This is a genomic window from Streptomyces sp. S6, from assembly GCF_054880855.1.
The window spans coordinates 1-18,739 of sequence record NZ_JBTYMC010000117.1; the positions used below are offsets into that span (position 1 = coordinate 1).

Below are 18,739 nucleotides of genomic sequence, written 5' to 3' on the forward strand. Positions count from 1 at the left end.
GGGTGGCCGCCGGGCCGCGAGGACGAGCCAGGGCGGTACGGCCAGCGCGGCCAGGAGCGACCAGGTGGCCAGGCCGTAGCGCCAGTCGCCGCCGAACGCCTCCGTCAGGGGCGCCGTGAGCGCCGCCGCGGACGACGCGCCGACGTTGAGCGCCATGGAGTACAGGCCGGTCATCATGCCCACGCGGTCGGGGAAGTGCCGCTTCACGACCATCGGCAGCAGCACGTTGACCACGGCGATGCCGGCCAGGGCCAGCGCCGTCAGCGCGACGAACAGCACCGCGTCGAAGGCCCACGGCCGCAGCGCCAGTCCCGCGGCCAGTACCGCGCCGGCGACCGCGATGGCGGTGCTCGCTCCGAGGCGGCGGGCCAGGCGCGGGGCGATCGAGCCGACCGCCGCGAAACACACTGCGGGGACGGCGGTCACCAGTCCGGTCGTCGAGCCGCTCATGTCGAGGCTGTCGCTGACCTCTTGCAGTACCGGTCCGAGGCTGGTGACCCCGGGGCGGAGGTTGAGGGCGGCCAGTACCAGTGCCACCACGGCCGTGCGGCGCGCGCCGCGTAATAAGGCGTCGCGGCCGAGGCCGGCGGCAGGTGTGGCCTCGTCGCCCTTGTCTAAGGTCATAGGCCCCATCATAGAGTCATCCCATGACTCGATGTCCAGTGAATGTTCGTAGGGCCTTAGGATGACTGCGGGTTTCCGGCGTAGGGTGGACCGCATGAACATGGGCCCCGTCCGCCGCCAAGCCCTGGGCGACCTGGTGATCGCCAAACTCCGCGACCAGATCACCTCAGGCGCCTGGCCTGTAGGGAGTCGCATCCCCACCGAGACCGAACTGGTCGAACAACTAGACGTCGCACGGAACACCGTGCGCGAAGCCGTCAAAGCCCTGGCGCACACCGGGCTGCTGGACATTCGCCACGGCTCCGGCTCCTATGTCCAGGCCACCAGCGAACTCGCCGGCGTCATGCGCAACCGGTTCAAGAACGCCAGGACCGAGGACGTCGTCGAAGTCCGCAGCGCGCTGGAGGTCCGGGCCGCCAAACTCGCCTGCCGGCACCGCACGGACGACGACCTCGCCCGGCTCGAACGCGCCCTCCAGCAACGGCAGGACGCGTGGACGGCCGGCGACCGGGTCGGCTTCGTCAACGCCGACGTCGCCTTCCATCTCGCCGTCGTCACCGCGTCCCAGAACACCGTGCTGGCCGGGCTCCACGCCGATCTCGGTGAGGTCATACGCGACTCACTCCTGGACCACTTCAGCAACGCGTTGCACACGGAGAAGTTCCAGGACCATGCCGGGCTCGTCGAGGCGATCCGCAGCCGGGACGTCGAGCGCGCGGTGCAGGAGGCGGCCTCTTATATGGACTGACAGATCGCCCCTGTTTTTTCTGGTGTGTCCCATGAAACGGACCGCTGCTCCCGACGGTGATCGGGGCAGCGGTCCGTTTCTTCGTACGCCATTGATGCACTGATCGCATGAACAGATCTCGTTCTGACGCTGGACGTTGATCCGCCGGAGCTTCGAAACTCTCGCGTAACACCTTGGTCGGCTCCGACCCGAGAGGCCCCCTCCATGACTGCCAGCAGAATCCGCACCGTTCTGGGCGGTGCGTTAGCCCTGTCCCTCGCTGTTGTCGGGCTGCTGCCCGCGACGGCGTCGGCGAGTGCGTCCGGTGTGGTGCGCACCGACAAGGGTGCCGTGCGCGGTGCCGCGTCGAAGGGGGTCGAGAGGTTCCTCGGGATTCCCTACGCGGCGGCGCCGACCGGCTCCCTGCGCTGGAAGCCGCCGCAGGCCGCGGCGGGGTGGAGCGGTGTGCGGGAGGGGGCCGGTTTCGGGGATCCCTGCCCGGTGCTGCCCAGCACCAACGGGCCGCGCAGTGAGACCGAGGACTGTCTCGACGTCAATGTGTGGCGGCCGGCGGGGGTGCGGGCGGGGGACCGGCTTCCGGTGCACGTCTTCATCCACGGCGGCGGCCTGACCAACGGCAGCGGCTCGCAGAACGACGAGTCGAAGCTCGTCAGGGAGACGGGCGTCATCGGCGTCTCGCTCAACTACCGGCTCGGCGCCTTCGGTTTCCTCGGGCTGCCCGCGCTCACCGAGGAGGGCGGTGAGTCCGGCAACTACGGGTTCATGGACCAGCAGGCCGCGCTGCGCTGGGTGCAGCGCAACATCGCCGCGTTCGGGGGGAACCCCCGGCAGGTCACCATCGGCGGGGAGTCCGCGGGCGGCTGGTCCGTCTGCGGGCATCTGGTGGCGCCCGGCTCACGCGGCCTGTTCGCGCGCGCCATGATCCAGAGCGGCTCCTGCCCCAGCCGGCCGCAGGGCCAGGCGGAGAGCGCGGGGACGGCGTTCGCCCGGCAGGCGGGGTGCGACGGCACGGCCGTCCTCGACTGTCTGCGGAAGGCGCCGGCGGGCACGCTGCTCGACGCGAGCCGGAACTTCTCGGGCGGCTTCGTCGACGGCACCCCGACGTTCCCGATCCCGGTGCGGGAGGCGGTGGACAGCGGGCGGTTCGCCCGGGTGCCCCTGGTGGTCGGCGCCACTCGTGACGAGGGCCGGACCTTCGCGCAGGGGTACATAGGCGCGGGCAAGGACGCCTACCTCGCCTTCGTCCAGGGCGTCGGCGGCACCCGCGCGGACGAGGTCCTCTCCCGTTACCCGTGGCCCGAGACGTCCGACCGGTTCACCGCGGCGTACGTCATCGGCGAGATCATGACCGACTCGGGGATGATGTCGGGGATCGGCGGCTGCGGGCTGCGGTCGCTCGTGCGGACCTTCGAGCGGTACACCCCCACGTACGCCTACGAGTTCGACCACCGGACCGGCCCCGGCCTGACGCAGATACCCGGTTACGTCTGGGGCGCGGGCCACGCCGCCGAACTCGCCTACATCTGGCCCAGCTTCAACAACGGCACACCCATCGCGCCGCTGTTCAACGCCGGGGAGCGCCGGCTCGCCCGTGAAATGACGCGGTACTGGGGGGAGTTCACGAAGACCGGACGGCCGTCCGCCGCGTCGTGGCCCCGCTATCACCAGGGCGAGGGCCTGATGCTGTCGCTGCGGGCGGGCGGCAGGAGCGCCGTGACCGACGACGACCGGTACGCGACGGAACACCAGTGCGCGTTCTGGGAGACGATGCCGCGCAACTCCTGAAGCGGTAGCGCCCCCTGCGGCCGAGGGGCACGCCTTCGGCCGCAGGGCACGCCGGTCCGGGGACACGGACCGGCGTCCGGTCCTTGCGTATCGCGTGCGGTGAAGCCCCGGTTCCCGTTCTCGGCAGGAGTTCGCATGACCATCCGTGTCACCCATGTCCACGGCGACCACATCGCGGTGGAGGCCGCGAACGGCACCGAGATCCTGCGGTACGTGTACCGGCCGGACCCGGAGGCGTACGAGGCGCGCAAACCGTACGCACATCCGCTGCGGACGCTGGGCGGTCGGGTGGTGAGCGGGTACCGGCCCAGTGACCACCGGTGGCACAAGGGGCTCCAGATGACGGCGAGTCATCTGTCGGGGCAGAACTTCTGGGGCGGGCACAGCTATGTGCACGGCGAGGGGTACCTGGACCTCTACGACGTCATCGGCTCCATGCGGCACGACGGGTTCTCCGCGTTCACCGTCGACGAGCGACAGCTCGCGTTCACCGAGGAGTTGACCTGGGTCGAGAACGGCGGCGACGAATGGGCCCGCGAAATCAGGGGAGTTCGCGTCCACTCCGTCGACGAGGCCGCCGGCGCCTGGGCGTTGGACTGGACGATCCACCTCACCAACCTCCGGGACGCCCCCCTCGACTTCGGCTCCCCCACCACCGCCGGACGTGAACTCGCGGGCTACACAGGGCTGCACTGGCGCGGCCCCCGCGACTTCACGGGCGGCGCCGCGTTCACCCCCGAGGCGGAGGGCGCGGAGAAGCTGATGGGCACCCGGAGCCGGTGGCTCGCCTACACCGGCGAACACGACGACGTGGACGGCCACTCGACGCTGATCTTCGAGCACGACGTGGACGGCGCCGCCGCGCACCACTGGTTCGTGCGCGCCGAGCCGATCCCGACGGTCTCGTTCTCCTGGGCGTTCTTCGAGGAGTTCGCGCTGCCGCCGGGGGAGTCCTTCGCGTACCGCTACCGCGTGGTGTTCGCGGACGGGGCGTGGGACCGAGAACGCGTCTCGGCCCACCTCGCCGGACTCAGCTGGCCCTGACCCGACGCACGAGGAGAGCGAGGCAGGCATGCACCGGACGAAGGGACTGTCGGCCGCCGTCGCCGCGCTGCTGCTGGGCGCGACGCTGGCCGGCTGCGGGGGCTCCGCCTCGGCGGACGGCAAGGCCGTACTGCGCTACACCTGGTGGGGCAACCCCGACCGGGCCGCGCGCACCGAGAAGGCCGTGGCCCTCTTCGAGAAGGCCAACCCGGGGATCGACATCCAGACGTCGTTCGCCGGCTACGACGCCTACAGACAGAAGCTCGCCACCCAGGTCGCCGGCGGCGACGCCCCGGACGTCATGCAGCTGGACTACCGGCAGATCGACCAGTACGCGGACGGCGGTGTCCTGCTCGACCTCGGCAAAGAGCGGTCGGCGCCCCGGACTTCGGAGATCGACCCCGGCCTCCTCGCCACCGGCCGCGTGGACGGCGTCCAGTACGCGATCCCCCAGGGGCGCGGCACCGAGACCGTCGCCTACGACGCGAAGACGTGGCGCGAGTCCGGCGTCCCCCTCCCGTCGGGGCCCTGGACGTGGAGCCAATGGGCGGACACCATGCGGGAGTTGAAGAGGGCGACGGGGAAACCCGGCGCCACCGACCCCGGTCAGAGCGAGGACAGCTTCGAGGTCTGGCTGCGCGGCCGGGGCAAGGCGCTGTACACGAAGGACCGGCGACTCGGCTTCACCGTCGATGACTTGACCCACTGGTGGACGTTCACCGACGGCCTGCGCCGCGAGGGCGTCGTCTCGCCCGCCGAGCAGACCACCCAGCTCGACGGCACCGTCGAGAACACCCCGCTGGGCCGGGGAAAGTCGGTCACGGACGCCAACTGGGACGCTCCGGCAAGCGGGTTCAGGGCGCTCCTCGAAGGCGGCGTCGCCCTCGCGCGGATGCCGACCGGCGAAGACGGCACCCCCGGCCAGTACTTCAAGCCGTCGATGTTCCTCGGCGCCTCCGCCGACACCAAGTATGCGGCGGAAGCAGCCGAGTTCATCGACTTCATGATCAACGACCCGGAGCCGGCGAAGATCCTCGGCGCCACCCGGGGCATCCCCGTCAACGAGTCGGTCCGCCGGGCCATCGAGCCGCAGCTCACCGACTTCGACCGGGCGATCTCCGACTACCAGGCCTCCGTGGAAGGCAAGTTGAAGGATCCGCCGCAGGCCCCGCCGTCCGGCGACAGCGCCTTGCAGACCACCTTCCAGCGCGACTACGACCAGGTGTCGTACGAGCGGATGTCACCCCGCGAGGCGGCCGAGGACTATGTCACCGAGGCGAAGGCGGAGTTGAGGTCATGACCACCACCGTCCCCGCCACGCGTCCCGTCGAGGCACCTGCGGAAGTCGTGCGCGGGAAACGCCGACGGGAGGGCGCCGCCTGGGTGTTCCTCTCCCCGTGGGTGCTCGGCGCGATCGGCCTCACCCTCGCACCCATGGCCGTCTCGCTGTATCTCTCCTTCACCGACTACGACTTGTTCAACCCGCCCCACTGGGTGGGCCTGCGCAACTACACGCAGATGTTCACGGAGGACCCCCGCTACTGGCGTTCGGTCGTTACAACCCTGACGTACGTCGTCATCGCCGTCCCCCTCCAACTCGCCCTGGCCCTCGCCGTCGCGCTCGCGCTGAGGTCGATGAGACGCGGACGCGCCTTCTACCGTTCGGCGTTCTACGCGCCGTCCCTGCTGGGCGCGTCGATGTCCGTCGCCCTCGTCTGGCGGGCGGTCTTCAACGACGGCAGCACGGTCGACAACCTCTTCGGCACCGGCGGCTGGGTCAACAAGCCCGGCTGGTCGCTGCTCGCGGTGGCGCTGCTGACGGTGTGGCAGTTCGGGGCGCCGATGGTCATCTTCCTCGCCGGACTCCAGCAGATACCGAGGGAGTTGTACGAGGCGGCGGCCGTCGACGGGGCGGGGCGGTGGCGGCAGTTCGCCTCCGTCACCGTGCCGATGCTGTCCCCCGTCCTGTTCTTCAACCTGGTCCTCCAGACCATCCAGTCGTTCCAGGTGTTCACGCCCGCGTTCGCGATCAGCGCGGGGAAGGGCGGACCGGCCGACTCGACGCTCGTCTACACGATGTACCTCTACGACCGGGGGTTCGTGGCGTCGCACATGGGCTACGCGTCGGCGATGGCCTGGGTGTTGCTGGTGGTCATCGGGGTGGTGACGGCGGTGTTGTTCCGGACGTCGCGGGCTTGGGTGTTCTACGCGTCGGAGGGGGAGCGATGAGTTCCGTGAAGGGAGTCGCGGTGAACCGCAACCGCCTTGCCCTGCACGTAGGTTGTCTCGCCGCGCTGCTCGTCATGCTGTACCCACTGGTCTGGCTCCTGGCGACCTCGCTGAAGCCCGCGAACGAGGTCATCGCCGGCCTCGACCTGTGGCCCAGCCACCTGGAGTGGTCCAACTACTCGACCGCCCTCGACGGAGTGAACGGCGTCTCCGTCGGCCGACTGCTCACCAACTCCCTGCTGATCGCGGGCGGTTCGGTCCTCGGCAACGTCATCAGCTGCTCGCTCGCCGCTTACGCGTTCGCGCGGCTGCGGTTCCGGATGCGGGGACCGCTCTTCGCGTTCATGATCGCTACGATCATGCTGCCGCACCACGCGGTGCTGATCCCGCAGTACATCATCTTCAACAAACTCGGCCTGGTGAACACGTACTGGCCGCTGATCCTGCCCAAGTTCCTTGCCACAGAGGCGTTTTTCGTCTTCCTCATCGTGCAGTTCATGCGCGGGCTGCCGCGTGAGCTGGAGGAGGCCGCGCGCATCGACGGCTGTGGTCCGTTCCGCAGCTTCTTCCACGTCGTCCTGCCGCTGACCCGGCCCGCGCTGATCACCACGGCCATCTTCACGTTCATCTGGACGTGGAACGACTTCTTCACCCAGCTCATCTACCTGTTCGACCCTGACAAGTTCACCCTCACCCTCGCGCTGAGGTCCTTCGTCGACGCCTCCAGCCAGTCGTCGTTCGGACCGATGTTCGCGATGTCGGTGATCGCGCTGCTGCCGATCGTGCTGTTCTTCCTCGCCTTCCAGCGGTTCCTGGTGGAGGGCATGGCGAGTTCGGGACTGAAGGGGTGAGCGGCGTGCGCGAACCGGGAGAGCTGTTCGGCCCCCGGTTCTCCCTCTTCGCCGACACGATGAGCATCGGCCTCGCAACAGCCGTGTCCTGCCTGCCCGTTGTCACGATCCCGGCCGCCATCTCCACCGCCTGCGCGGTTCTGCGGGGCGCGGGCGAGGACCGTCCGGCGACCGCGGTCCGCTACTTCTCGCTGCTCCGACGACGGTTGCGCGCGGGCGACTTGGCTGCGGGCTGCGTCGCCGTCGCCGGGGTGCTGCTGTTCCTGGCGGACCTGGCGCTTGCTCGCGCCGGGCTGCCGGGGGGTGCGGTGTTCGCCGTACCGGCGGCGCTGATCGGTTGCTGCGCGCTGGTGGTCGCCCTGCGCGCCTGTGCTCGCCCGGAGTCGCTGGACGACTGGACTGCCGCTCTGCGCACGGCTGTTGACGATGCCGGGCGAGACCTCTGGGGTAGCGCGCTCATCCTCCTCGCGGTGATGACGGCCCTGCTGTGTGCGTGGATGCTGCTGCCGCTGGCGTTCCTGGCGCCGGGGCCGCTGGCGTTGGCCCTGGCCGCGATCGATGTGCGAACACCCCGGGCGCGATAGGGAAGTTCGGGGGGCTCACTCCACGGCCCCCTCCCACACCACCCGAGAGTCCACCGTCAGCCGCACCCCCCGCCGACTGTCGGCCTGCACCTCGATGTCCGCGTTCGTGAACCCGCCGAGGGCTTCACGCAGGGCGGTGAGCAGCACGGGGACGAGACTCTCGGGGACCAGCGCGTCGACCGGGCCGGTGAAGCGGACGGAGGGCTGAGTGCCGAGGGTCGCGGCGGCCTCCCGCAGGAGCCGGGCGCGCAGCCCCGACGGCGGTTCGGCGGGGGGCTGTTGGAGCTGGAAGATGGCGGTACGGATCTGCTGGACCGTGGCTTCCAGTTCGGCGACGGCGGCGTCGACGGCGTCCCGGGCGCGGGTGTCGCCGTACCCGCCCTTGCCCCCGGCCGCCCTGCGCCCCGTCGCCTGAAGCATCATCCCCGTCGCGAACAGCCGCTGGATCACCAGGTCATGGAGGTCCCGGGCGATCCGGTCCCGGTCCTCGTACACCGCGAGCCGCGCGCGCCGGTGCCGGGTGTCGGCGAGGAGGAGGGCGAGGGCCGCCTGGGAGGTGAACTGGACGGCGAGCCGCTTCTCCGTCTCGGTGTACGGTCGGCCTCCGTGCCGGCGGGGCAGCGCGAGGGTGCCGATGAGGCGGCCGTCGGCCTGGAGCGGCAGCATCATGCTGGGTCCGAACCGGTGCCGGACGTGCGTGGTCATCCGCGGGTCGGTCGCCGAGTCGTCGATGAACACCGGCTCACCGCCCAGGAGTTGCACGAGGACGGGGCTGCCGCGCCGGATCGTCGTCCCGACGATGTCACCGGGGTCGTCGTACGTGGACGCCGCCACGATCTCCATGCCGCCCTCGGGGGTCGGCTGGAGGACGACGCCCGCGGCGGCGTCGGCGAGGAGGCGGGCGCGGTCGGCGACGGTCATCAGGGGGTCGGCCTCGGCTTCGGCTTCGGCCTCGGCCTCGGCTGAACTTCCGGCGCCCAGCAGGGTGGTGGTGACGGCGGCGGCGCCCTCGATCCAGCGTTCACGCTGCCGGGCCGCGTCGAAGAGATGGGCGCTGGTGAGGGCGGCGCTCGCGCGGGCCGCGAGGATGTCGAGGGCGGGGGAGGGACGGCCGCCGGCGAGATGCAGACGGCCGTACCCCTCGACCGGGACGTGCAGGACCGGCGCGTCGCAAGGGCCGGTTTCGAGAACGGCGCAGCGGGACCCGGTCAGTTCGGCCGCCGCGTCCACGATGTGCCGTACCGTCGCGGCGAGTTCGAGGTCGGTGCCGATGGCCAGGAGGGCGTCGAGCCGCACGCGCGTCAGGCGCCCAGCGGTGCCAACTCCATGGGCTGGATGCGCCCTTCGAGCATCATGCCGAGCCCCTGGGCCGCGCAGATGTCGGGCCGGTCGGCGATGTGCACCGGCATCCCGGTCGCCTCGCGGAGCATCTGGTCGAAGCCCGGCAGCAGCGCCGAACCGCCGACCATCATGATGCCTCGGTCCGCGAGGTCGGCGACCAGGTCGGGCGGGCAGTTGCGCAACACCCGCCCGATACCGTCGAGTACAGCCGTCAGCGGTGTCTCGATCGCGTCCCGGACGGCGGCCGTGTCCACCTGCACACAGCGCGCGAGCCCCGTCGCGACGTCCCTGCCGTGGATCTCCGTGGACGAAGGGCCGTGCGGGGAGAGGCCGTTGCCGGACAGGGCGAGCTGCAACGGCCGCACCGACTGGCTCGGAAGGATCAACTCGTGCTGGTGGCGCAGGTGTTGGACGATCGCGTGATCGACCGCCACCCCGCCGACGGGCACCCGCTCGGCGGTGACGATCGCGCCCAGGGAGAGCACCGCGACCTGCGTGGCGGCGGCCCCGCACACCATGATCATGGTGGCCTCGGGCCGTTCGACCGGCAGCCCGCAGCCGATCGCGGCGGCCGTCAGCGTGTCCACCAGCTCCACCCGCCGCGCCCCGAGCCCGACCAGCGTCTCGATCGTCGCGCGCTGCGCCAGCGGATCGGCGTCGTGCGGCGTGCAGGCGGCGGCCCGCAGGCGCGGCTTGTAGCGCAGCTGACGGCGGATCTTGTCCCCGAGGAGGTGCCGCAGCATCCGCTGGGCCATCTCGATGTCGACGACCGTCCCGCCCGACACCGGCCGCACCACCCGGATGTAGTCCGGCGTGCGCCCGGTCATCTTCTCGGCGAACTCGCCGACCGCGATCAGCGCGCCGGTCCGGGTGTTCACGGCGGCGGCCGACGGCTGGTCGACGACGAGCCCGGCCCCCTTCACGTACACCCGCGTCCTCGCCGCACCCAGGTCGACGGCGAAGTGACAGCGGCGCAACTGCTCCAAGCTGGCGGTCATGGACAGGTCCTCCCGAGAGCACGACCGTGGGACCGCCGGTCGGCGGCCTCCTTCGCATCGTGCGGGCGCGCGAGAGGGGGCGCCCGCTGGGATGGGCCGGGCAGGGAGCGACCGAATGGGTGATTTTGTGAGAATTGTCTGATATGTGAAGTTCTTTCAGAGGTTGTACGGGAGGTCCCCTAGGGGTTCCCCAGGGCGCGAGCCGCCTCCAGTACCGGTGCCAGTGACCGCACCACCACCTCACACCCCGCCTCCCGCAACCCCTGCTCCATCGTCCGGTTGCGCGCCAGCCCGATGAAGGGCAGCCCCGTCCGCTGCGCCGCCGTCAGCTCGGCGACCGTCGACCCGAGGAACACGGCGTGCCCGGCGTCGTCGCCGAGCGCCCGCCGGATGGCGTCGGGGTCGGGCATCAGGGTCGCCGGGTGGTCCCCCCGCCCGTGGACGCCGGCCAGCGGCAGCCGGTACGGCGCCACATACCGCCGTACCGCCTCCGCGCAGCAATCGGTCACCACCGAAACCCGCCGCCCCGCCGCGTGCAGCGCCTTGACCAGCGCCACCGCGTTGTGCGTCGTCGGCGCGTCCGGCACAGCGGCCAGCTCCAGCTCGTCGAGGCGCACCCGCAGCAGCGGGCCGAGCGGATCACGGGCGAAGGCGCGCAGCACATCCAGCGGATGGACGACCGTGTCGCGGGCCTGCGCCGTCCCGAACGGCCGCCCGGCCAGGGCGTCTTCGGGGTTCCGGTGCTCCGCCGCCACCGCCAGCAGGGCGAGCGCCGCCTCCCGTGCCCGGGCGGCGGGGAAGAGCCGGGTGACAGGGCCGTCGAACCCGAGCAGCACCGTCGGCGCCGCCAGGAGCGCCGTGAGTCCGGGCGCCGACTGTTGCGCAACCGATTGCTGTGCGTACGGCACTATCCGCACCTCGCAGCTCACCTGGAGCCCCGGCACCGGCCACGCCCTCAGCTCCTTCCCCAGCGCCCGCTCGGCCCCCTGCGGGCGGTTGTGGGAGTGGTGCCGCGTGATGCCGGGCGCCTTGTCGGCGACGTACGCGAACAGCGCGTCCGCGACCCGGGGGACCTCCGCCCGGACGAACGCCACCGGATCCGTCACCCGCCAGGTCAGCCGCGCGGACGCCGCGAACCGGGCCTTGCCCGAACTGGGCAGCCGCAGCTCCCGAGTCGTGGTCTGCGGCGTGACGTCCACCTCGTAGTACGTCGCCCGGCCCGGGCGCCGACTCCCGTACGGCCGCGCCGGGTTGAGGAGAGTCAGAGGTGCGTCCGGGAGAGTGTGGACGACGGCGGCCCGGCCCGGCGCCGGTACGGCCAGCTCGTGCAGGTCGCGGGTGAGGTAGGGGCCCTTCACCAGGTCCCGCTCCTCGTCCTCGGGGCGTGGCGCGGGCAGGGGGCAGTACCAGGCCGTCGGCGGGGAGTTGGGGTCCTCGCCGTACAGGGGGCGGAACCGGTGGGGGCCGAAGGCCGCCGAGCTTCCGATGAACGACTCGTACAGCGCGGGCGGGACGGTGACGGTCGCCTGGGCCGGGGACGGCGGCGGAGTGGGGGCGTCGCCGAAGGTGACGTGGAGCCTGGGCACGTCCGGGAGGGTGGCGAGGGGGCCGGGGAGCCAGCGGACGGCCGCCGCAAGGAGGGGGATGAGGTAGGTGTCCGGTGAGATGTCGACGCGGTAGCCCTGAGGGAGGACGCGGGTCTCGTACTGGGCGGGGGTGAGACCGCCTCGGGAGAGGACCTCGTCCACCGCGTACTCCAGGGTGATGCGGGACTCGGGGGTGAGGGGGGTGAGGAGTTCGAAGCGGAGGGGGTGGGGGGTGAGGACGTCGGCGTTCGGGAGGTGCAGGGCGTAGCCGTCGGTGACTTCGGCGACGGAGCTGGGGCCGAGGTGGCTGGTGACCAAGTCGGCGATCAACTCCCTTACTCGGAAAGACGATCGGAGGTGCTCGGGCAGCACGCGCACCAACTCGTCGTACCTCACCCGGCGGCCCCGGTTCTGTAGGAGCTTCGCCAGCAGGGACATGGACTCGGGGCGGTGGATGTGCCCGGAGGTGGCGCCGCGCGTCACTTTTATCGGCGACGTCATCTGGATCTGGAGGCGATCGGAGGTGCGGGCCAGGGCGAGCGCCTCGGGTGAATACCGCTCTGGACGGCCTTGCACGTCTGGCGAGCTTTCTGTCAACTCACCGATGAACTGCTGGAATTCGACGACGTCACCCGAGGCATCCTTGGACTGTGCCTCTCGCCCCAGCGCGAACCGGCTGATGAGGACGGTTCCGTCATCCGCACGCAGCAACAAACCGTTACCGCCCGTCTGCCCGCGCACGAGACCGGCCGTGTGCAGGGCGGTGAGCCCCTTGTCGACATCGGCCACGAGTGCGGCGTACAACGGCAGAGACACCCCGGGACCGCTCCCCAGCATCAGCTCCGAAAGTGTCACCCCCTCCACGAACTCTCCGACCAGATAAGGCGCTTGCCCCTCAACCCCGTGATCCAGCACCCGCACCACATACGGACTGCGCACCTCGGCCAACGCCCGCGCCTCCTCCGCGAACCGCTCCAGATACCCCGGCTGCTCGGGATACAGATGGACGACGACCCGCTCCCCGGTCCGCGTGTCCACCGCCTCCCGCACCCGCTGCCCCCGCCCTCGCCGCCCCAGCACCCGGTACCGCTCGCCGAGCAGCGAACCCTCCACCGCCCCCCCGAGCCGGTCGACGGTCTCCCCCCGGACGGTCGCGAACGCCTCCCCGTCCCCCTCGCCACCCCCGCCGCGCGCCCGGAACGCGCCGGGCGTGAACCCGGCCCGCTCATCGATCAACTGCCCGATCTCCGCGAGGAATTCACTCGTACGCCCCCGCACGGTCCGGGGCAGCGTCCGCTGGAGCAACTCCCGTACCCCGGGCCGGAACGCGTACGACCCGGCCGGCCCGTCGACGGCCGTGAGCATCCCGCTGAGGATCACCTCGGCCAGATGCTGGGGCCGGGGCTCCTCCTGCACGGCATGCTGCACGAGCCGCATCACCGGCACCGAGGGCGCGGCCAGCGACAGATGACCGGCCAGCCGGAACGCCTCGGGCGAGGCGGTGGACTCGAACCGCAGGACGATCTCACGCGCTGTCAGATCCCGTATGTCCGCAGCCTCTTCGAGGACGGGCGGCGTGGCGGTCAGCCAGGCCGCCGCCCCGGACACACACCCGCCTCCCGGATCGGCCAGCAACGCCGCCCAGTTGGCGAGCCACGGCGCGCTCGGCTCCAGAACAGCCAGCGGAACGGCGTCCGTCGAGGGGCGGGTGAGATCCGGGTCGTACGCCGTGAAGGTGAGCGCCGCGGCCGGGGCCGCGCAGTCCGGGGAGGTGAAGACGCCCGGTTCGGCGGGGAGAGCCGTCGGCGGCCAGAGATGTTCGGGGAGCGGCTGGACGACGGCCAAGGGGGCGTGCGCCGACCAGTGGCGCAGGGTGCGGTACCAGCGTTCGCCGTCCGGGCCGGGGCGCCACTGCGGGCCCATGCAGTCGCTGAGGACGAGGATCGCGGTGCGGCCGTCGGCCGGGACGGTGACGCCTCGGGTGTGACCGTCGGGGGTGAGGGGGTGCAGGGAGACCGTGCGGAAGATGCCCGACTGGGCGAGGATGGTGTGCAACTCCCTTACCAGCGGCTGCCATACGGGCATCGTCGGACCCGTGTCGTGCACCAGGCACAGCCGCAGCCAGCGGTCCCGGGCCGGGCGCAGCACCGGGAGCCAGACCTCCGGGTCGCCGCCGTGGCGCGCGATGCGGTCGACGGTCGCGGCCTCGTCGAGGAGCTCCGCGCGGGGTGCGGGGACCGTCCGCTTGAGGGGGCGCAGAGCGCGCTGGAGGGCGAGCGGGTGGGGGAGCATCGGCGGGACGGGGATGCGAAGTGACCTGCCGCCGAGAGGAGTTCGGGTCTGCGTGCCGGAGGTGGTGGGGAGGTGGAGGGGGACGCGAGGTGGGGTGGGGGCCGGTGGGAGGGCGACGGCGGGGTCGGGCCGGGTGGGCTGCGGGGGGAGGCCGGGATCGGGGTTGCTCGGAGGTGTGTTCGGGATCGCCGGGCCGGAGTCCGGGGACGAGTGCGCGGGGTGTCCTGGAGCATCGGCCAACTTCCCTGCCAACCACAGCACTTCGGCCAGCTCGCGGGGTGTCGGTCCGTCCGTTCCCTCGGCGGCGGCGTCCAGCAGGGTGGCCAGCCGCGCGAGGGGGGCCTCAGGGGTGAGAGGGGACTCGGAGTCGAGGGGGCTCTCAGAGTCCATCTGCGTCCGCCACCGCGTCCAGATAGGGCATGAGCCGCTCCGCGAGTTCACCCCGGGAGGCCGCGTCTAGCCCCGTGACCCCGGTCAGATAAAGGGCGTTGAGGAGTTGGTCGGTCGCCAGGTCACCGTTCGCGGCGCGCTCCAGGAAGCGGTCGATCAGCGGATCCGCCTCCGAGGGCGGGGAGTTGAGGTGCGCGTGGACGATCTCCGCGAGCTGGGCCCGGTCGGGGCGCCGCAGCCGCAGCCGGACACAGCGGCGCAGAAAGGCGGGCGGGAACTCGCGTTCACCGTTGCTGGTCAGGACCACGAAGGGGAACGCGCGGCAGCGCACCCGGCCCCGGGCGATCTCCACCGGGGACTCCGAGCCGTCCGCGAGTACCTGCACGGTCGGCCCGTCGTCCGCCGACCGCCGTGCTGCGCGCAGGAGTTCGGGGATGTCGTACTGGCCCTCCTCCAGGACGTTCAGCAGGTCGTTCGGGAGGTCGAGGTCGCTCTTGTCCAACTCGTCGACCAGCAGGACGCGCGGCAGCTCGTAGGGCAACAGGGCGGTGCCCAGGGGGCCGAGACGCAGATGGTCCTCGACGCCGTCGTACGCGTCGTCCTTGCGGGCCGCGTAGAGGCGGGAGAGCGGGTCGTAGCGGTAGAGGCCGTCCGCGAGCGTGCTGCGGCTGGTGATGTTCCAGCGGAGCACCGGGCCGAGCCCCAACTCCCTTGCCACCGCGTACGCGAGGGACGACTTGCCGGTACCGGGCGGGCCGGTGACCAGGAGCGGGCGGCGCAGGATCAGGGCGGCGTTGACGAGTTCGACGCTCTCGGGGGTGGCGACGTAGGTGCGGGCGCGGTGGACACGGTCGGGGGAGACGGCCGACTCGTCGTCCGTGTCGTGCGGCGCGGGCACCACGGGGGCGCCGTCGAACGCCCGCCAGGGCGGCGGGTCGGGCAACTTCCCGATACCGGCGTGGGGTTCATTGGAGCCGGTGTAAACAGACCAGTGAGGCATACGAGTTGAGCTCTTCTCGGGTATCGGGTCGGTCAGGCCACCGGCGAGTGGCTGTGGGTCGTGGGCAGGTCGGTGAACAGACGCGGGTCGTCCCACAGGAGTTGGATGCCCCGTGCCCAGTGTTCCTCCTCGGCCGCCGCCTCCTCACGCAACTCCATGATCTGACGAGGGAGTTCGGTGGGCGAGACGTTCGCCACGCGGAAGTCGAGCTGGTCCAGAAAAGTCTTCCCCGTGCAACCCGCGCCGCCCGCGCACTCCTCCCCGGGGCCGCTGTCGCAGCCGTCGCGGGACCAGACGACGATCGGGGCGGGCGCGGTGAGCGTGATGTCGAAGTGTGCGCGGGCGCGGGGCGCGGTCGGGGTGGTGGAGAAACCGGCGAGGCAGGCGTCCGGCTTCCGCAGCCGCATCCTCAACTTCCCCGGTTCCTCGGTGTTTCCGCACTCGACCCGGTGCACCGGCGAGCCCGCCGCGCCGTCGAGCCGGCGGCTCCAGGTGCGGGCCAGGACGTGGCGCGTGCTGTTCCTGCGGCGCGCGTGATCGGTGACGACCAGCGGGAACGAGCAGCCCAGCGGCGTCTCGTCGTCCGGGCCGCTGGGCCAGCGGTCCACCGGCAGGTCGAGCCAGGTGCGGGGCAGCGCGAATGCGATCAGCTCGTCCGCGCCCGGCGTCAGGAACGGGAACGCCGCCTCGATCTGCCGGTGCACGTACTCGGGCAGGCCGTCCCTCGGCACGGTGTCCGAGCCGATCTGATGCCGCCGCCCGCCGCTGTACGCCGACACCTCGACCCGCACCCGGCCGTCGCCGGCGCCGCTGTGGTGCAGGTCGACGAGGATGGGGGACCACTCGGGGGGAGGCTCTGGGTGTACGGGGTGTACGGGGTGTACGGGGTGGGCGAGAGGTGCGAAGGGGGCGGGTACTACGGGTACTACGGGTGTTGCGGCTGAGGCAGGGGTGGCGTGTGCGGCGTGCGGGGCGCGGGTGGCCAACAGCGTCTCCAGCCGCTCCACGAACCGCATCACCGTCCCCGCCGCCTCCTCCCCCTCCAGCTCCGACAGCACGAACAGCGCCGCCGACCGCAACGAGTCGAAACCGTTCTCCGGTGGTCTCGGGTCGAGCGGGTCGCGGACGGCGTTGTAGAGCTGCGTCGGCTCACAGGCCGCGCCCGCCGCCTCGGCCCGCTCCACCAGCCGGTACAGCCGGGCCCGGTCGGCCGGGCGGTGATCGGCGACCGGGATCAGGCCGTCGAGGTCGCGCCAGTACCGCTTCATCACATCGGTCGGCATCATCCGCCCGTTGAACACCCCGCTCGCCCCGGCGGCGGCCGTCACCATCCCGACGACCTCGCCCGTGTCCGCGAGCACGACCGCCGCCCCGCTGAAACCCGGCGCGAGCGGCTGCCCGCCCTGCTGCCAGGACTCCAGCTGGTTCCACTCGTCGCTGATCAACTGGGGCGCGGTGATCCGGTACTCGGCGAGCGTGCCCTCGTCGAAACCGGCGGGGAAGCCGTAGACGACGAGCTTGCGGGGACCGCCGTCCGCCGCCCTGCCGTGCGCCGCGCCCGGCGGAGCGAGCGCGGCCGGGGCTATCGGGGCCTCCCCCGTAGGGGTCTCCCCGGTAAGGGGCAGGGCGTCCCTCTCAAGGCGTAGTACGGCGAGGTCCCCGCGATCGTGCCCGGCCCGCGCGTCCCAGCCGCCGTGGGCCAGAAGTCGTACGGGTACGGGGTCGGTGCCTGGGCGCTCGGTGAACGAGACCGTAAGCCCTTCCTCCCGGCCGTCGAGGACGTGGGCGCAGGTCACGACCGTGTCAGGGGTGACCAGGAAACCGGCGCCCAGGACCTTTCCGTACGCCTCGACGCGGGCGTGCCACGCGGCGCTCTCCATCGGTGACCCGCTCACTCCGCAGGGGTGGTGGGGGCACCGGGGTCCTCGGAGGCGGCGAGGCTCCCGGAGGGCGACGACCCCCACGTCAACTTCACCACCAGATGACCCTCGCTGGTGCCCTTGGCGATGATCGCGCCCGCCTCGGCGGAGAGTTTCACGCCGAACTCGATCTCCACGCCGTCCGGCTTCAGCGCACCGTCGCGGAACACCCGCAACGCCGACTGCGCGGCCGTCCGAACGCCGTCCAGCGCGGCTTCGAACGTCCTCGCCGCCTGCACGCTGCCGTCCCGCGACGCCAGCCGCGACCCGGCCCGCTCCTCGACGGACTCGACGGCGACGACCGCACCGTCCTCCGTCTTGAACTCCACGAGACTCTCCACGACACCCCCGTCATACGTGTCTTAGTGCACTCCCATTGTTACGTACGGTACTTGGGGTTGTCGCGCAGTCTTCCGTGCTCCTCTTGTGAATACCGGCGGTCCGAACAGGCCCGATCTCACGTTCGGATCACCCCTAGTTCGATCAAGTCCTGTGGTCTGATCCGGAGTTGATCGGCCGTTGTCTCGAATTCGTCCGGGTGGCGTTTGAGGATGGCGGTGGCCGACTCCGGTGCGATGACGGAGAAGTAGCTGTCCGGTGTCGCCCACGTCCGCTGCGGTGCCGCCAGCGCGAGCGCCCCGCCGGAGCCGCCCTCGCCGATGACGAGCGTCGTGATCGGCGTCCGCGCCTCGGTGACGGCCCCGAACAGGTCGGCGATCGCCGCCCCCACGCCCTGCCGTTCGGCCTCCGCGTCGTTCGCCGCGCCCGGCGTGTCCACCAGCGTCAGCACCGGGATGCCCAGCCGGTCCGCCAGCCTGATCAGCCGTACGGCGGTCCGGTAGCCGGCGGGCCGGGTCGCCGCACCCGTCTGCGCCGCGAAGGCGACGGTCCGGCCGTCCGCCCGCAACCCGAACCCGCAGACGATGCTCTCGGGATCGGTGCCGCCGCAGCGGTCGCCGCTGATCTCGGCGCGGTGGGTGAAGTAGGCGTCCAAGTAGGCGTGTGCACGGGGACGTTGGGGTGACCTGGCGCGGCGGACGGCGTCCCAGCCGGAGACGGGGAGGCCGGTGGCGCCGAGGGGGGTGGGGACGGGTGCGGGGACGGGACGGGGTGGGACGGCCGGTGGCGGTGCGTCTTTGCCGGGTGGCCGCGTGCCGTCGTCGGCCGTCCGCGCGGCGTCGCTCGCCGGTGCGCTCAGGAGGCGCAGCCACAACCCCAGTGTCTCCCGCAGGCGTTTCTCGCGAGACGCAGCCGCTGGTCAACGTGGCCGCCTCGCTGGTGACCGCCGCTCTCCTCACGCTCCTCGCGTACGTGGTGGCGCGTCCGCTGACCGACCTGAACCCGACCC

General features: G+C 71.6%; 14 protein-coding genes and 1 pseudogene. 7 read left to right on the forward strand and 8 right to left on the reverse strand.

Going from position 1 to position 18,739, the window contains the following annotated elements; all coding sequences use genetic code 11:
• A partial coding sequence (locus ACVNF4_RS18105) for an MFS transporter (RefSeq protein WP_461803864.1) occupies positions 1–624 on the reverse strand: 624 nt, incomplete at its 3' end.
• A 94-nt stretch (positions 625–718) separates the two neighbouring features.
• On the opposite strand from ACVNF4_RS18105, the gene ACVNF4_RS18110 reads away from it, so the two are divergent.
• The 7 genes from ACVNF4_RS18110 to ACVNF4_RS18140 all read left to right on the forward strand — a co-directional run bounded on the left by ACVNF4_RS18110 (position 719) and on the right by ACVNF4_RS18140 (position 7,865).
• The gene (locus ACVNF4_RS18110; protein WP_461803865.1) at positions 719–1,372 is read left to right on the forward strand and encodes a FadR/GntR family transcriptional regulator; all 654 of its coding nucleotides are present in this window, start codon (positions 719–721) and stop codon (positions 1,370–1,372) included.
• 204 nt (positions 1,373–1,576) lie between these two features.
• On the forward strand, positions 1,577–3,157 hold the full coding sequence (locus ACVNF4_RS18115; protein WP_461803866.1) for a carboxylesterase/lipase family protein: 1,581 nt from the start codon (positions 1,577–1,579) through the stop codon (positions 3,155–3,157).
• Positions 3,158–3,292: 135 nt separating this feature from the next.
• Positions 3,293–4,201 (forward strand): DUF6807 domain-containing protein, encoded by a 909-nt coding sequence (locus ACVNF4_RS18120; RefSeq protein ID WP_461803867.1) that lies wholly within the window; start codon positions 3,293–3,295, stop codon positions 4,199–4,201.
• A gap of 28 nt (positions 4,202–4,229) precedes the next feature.
• Positions 4,230–5,501 carry an ABC transporter substrate-binding protein gene (locus ACVNF4_RS18125; protein WP_461803868.1) on the forward strand — a complete coding sequence of 424 codons (1,272 nt, stop codon included), beginning with the start codon at positions 4,230–4,232 and terminating at the stop codon, positions 5,499–5,501.
• Entirely contained in the window at positions 5,498–6,430 is a 933-nt protein-coding gene (locus tag ACVNF4_RS18130; RefSeq protein ID WP_461803869.1) for a carbohydrate ABC transporter permease, read from the forward strand. The genes ACVNF4_RS18125 and ACVNF4_RS18130 overlap by 4 nt, the downstream gene beginning before the upstream one ends.
• Positions 6,427–7,281, forward strand: coding sequence for a carbohydrate ABC transporter permease (locus ACVNF4_RS18135; RefSeq protein ID WP_461803870.1), 855 nt, complete (start codon positions 6,427–6,429; stop codon positions 7,279–7,281). The genes ACVNF4_RS18130 and ACVNF4_RS18135 overlap by 4 nt, the downstream gene beginning before the upstream one ends.
• Complete coding sequence (locus ACVNF4_RS18140) at positions 7,278–7,865, forward strand: hypothetical protein (protein WP_461803871.1); 588 nt, start codon at positions 7,278–7,280, stop codon at positions 7,863–7,865. The genes ACVNF4_RS18135 and ACVNF4_RS18140 overlap by 4 nt, the downstream gene beginning before the upstream one ends.
• Positions 7,866–7,880: 15 nt before the next feature.
• Here the strand turns inward: ACVNF4_RS18140 and ACVNF4_RS18145 are convergent, their stop codons facing one another.
• From ACVNF4_RS18145 to ACVNF4_RS18175, 7 genes and pseudogenes are all read right to left on the reverse strand, one after another.
• Complete coding sequence (locus ACVNF4_RS18145) at positions 7,881–9,161, reverse strand: GAF domain-containing protein (RefSeq protein WP_461803872.1); 1,281 nt, start codon at positions 9,159–9,161, stop codon at positions 7,881–7,883.
• A 5-nt stretch (positions 9,162–9,166) separates the two neighbouring features.
• Positions 9,167–10,204 (reverse strand): rod shape-determining protein, encoded by a 1,038-nt coding sequence (locus ACVNF4_RS18150; RefSeq protein ID WP_355864488.1) that lies wholly within the window; start codon positions 10,202–10,204, stop codon positions 9,167–9,169.
• Positions 10,205–10,383: 179 nt separating this feature from the next.
• Positions 10,384–14,472, reverse strand: a complete 4,089-nt coding sequence (locus ACVNF4_RS18155; protein WP_461803873.1) for an SAV_2336 N-terminal domain-related protein — start codon at positions 14,470–14,472, stop codon at positions 10,384–10,386.
• A complete protein-coding gene (locus ACVNF4_RS18160) occupies positions 14,462–15,472 on the reverse strand; it encodes an AAA family ATPase (protein ID WP_461803874.1) in 1,011 nt (336 codons plus the stop codon). Before ACVNF4_RS18160 ends, ACVNF4_RS18155 begins: the two co-directional genes overlap by 11 nt.
• 32 nt (positions 15,473–15,504) lie before the next feature.
• Positions 15,505–17,352 carry a VMAP-C domain-containing protein gene (locus ACVNF4_RS18165; RefSeq protein WP_461803875.1) on the reverse strand — a complete coding sequence of 616 codons (1,848 nt, stop codon included), beginning with the start codon at positions 17,350–17,352 and terminating at the stop codon, positions 15,505–15,507.
• Positions 17,353–17,363: 11 nt separating this feature from the next.
• Positions 17,364–17,720 carry a CU044_2847 family protein gene (locus ACVNF4_RS18170; RefSeq protein ID WP_461803876.1) on the reverse strand — a complete coding sequence of 119 codons (357 nt, stop codon included), beginning with the start codon at positions 17,718–17,720 and terminating at the stop codon, positions 17,364–17,366.
• Positions 17,721–17,848: 128 nt separating this feature from the next.
• Positions 17,849–18,631, reverse strand: a pseudogene (locus ACVNF4_RS18175) (carboxyl transferase domain-containing protein); the annotation flags it as partial.
• Positions 18,632–18,739: the final 108 nt, after the last annotated feature.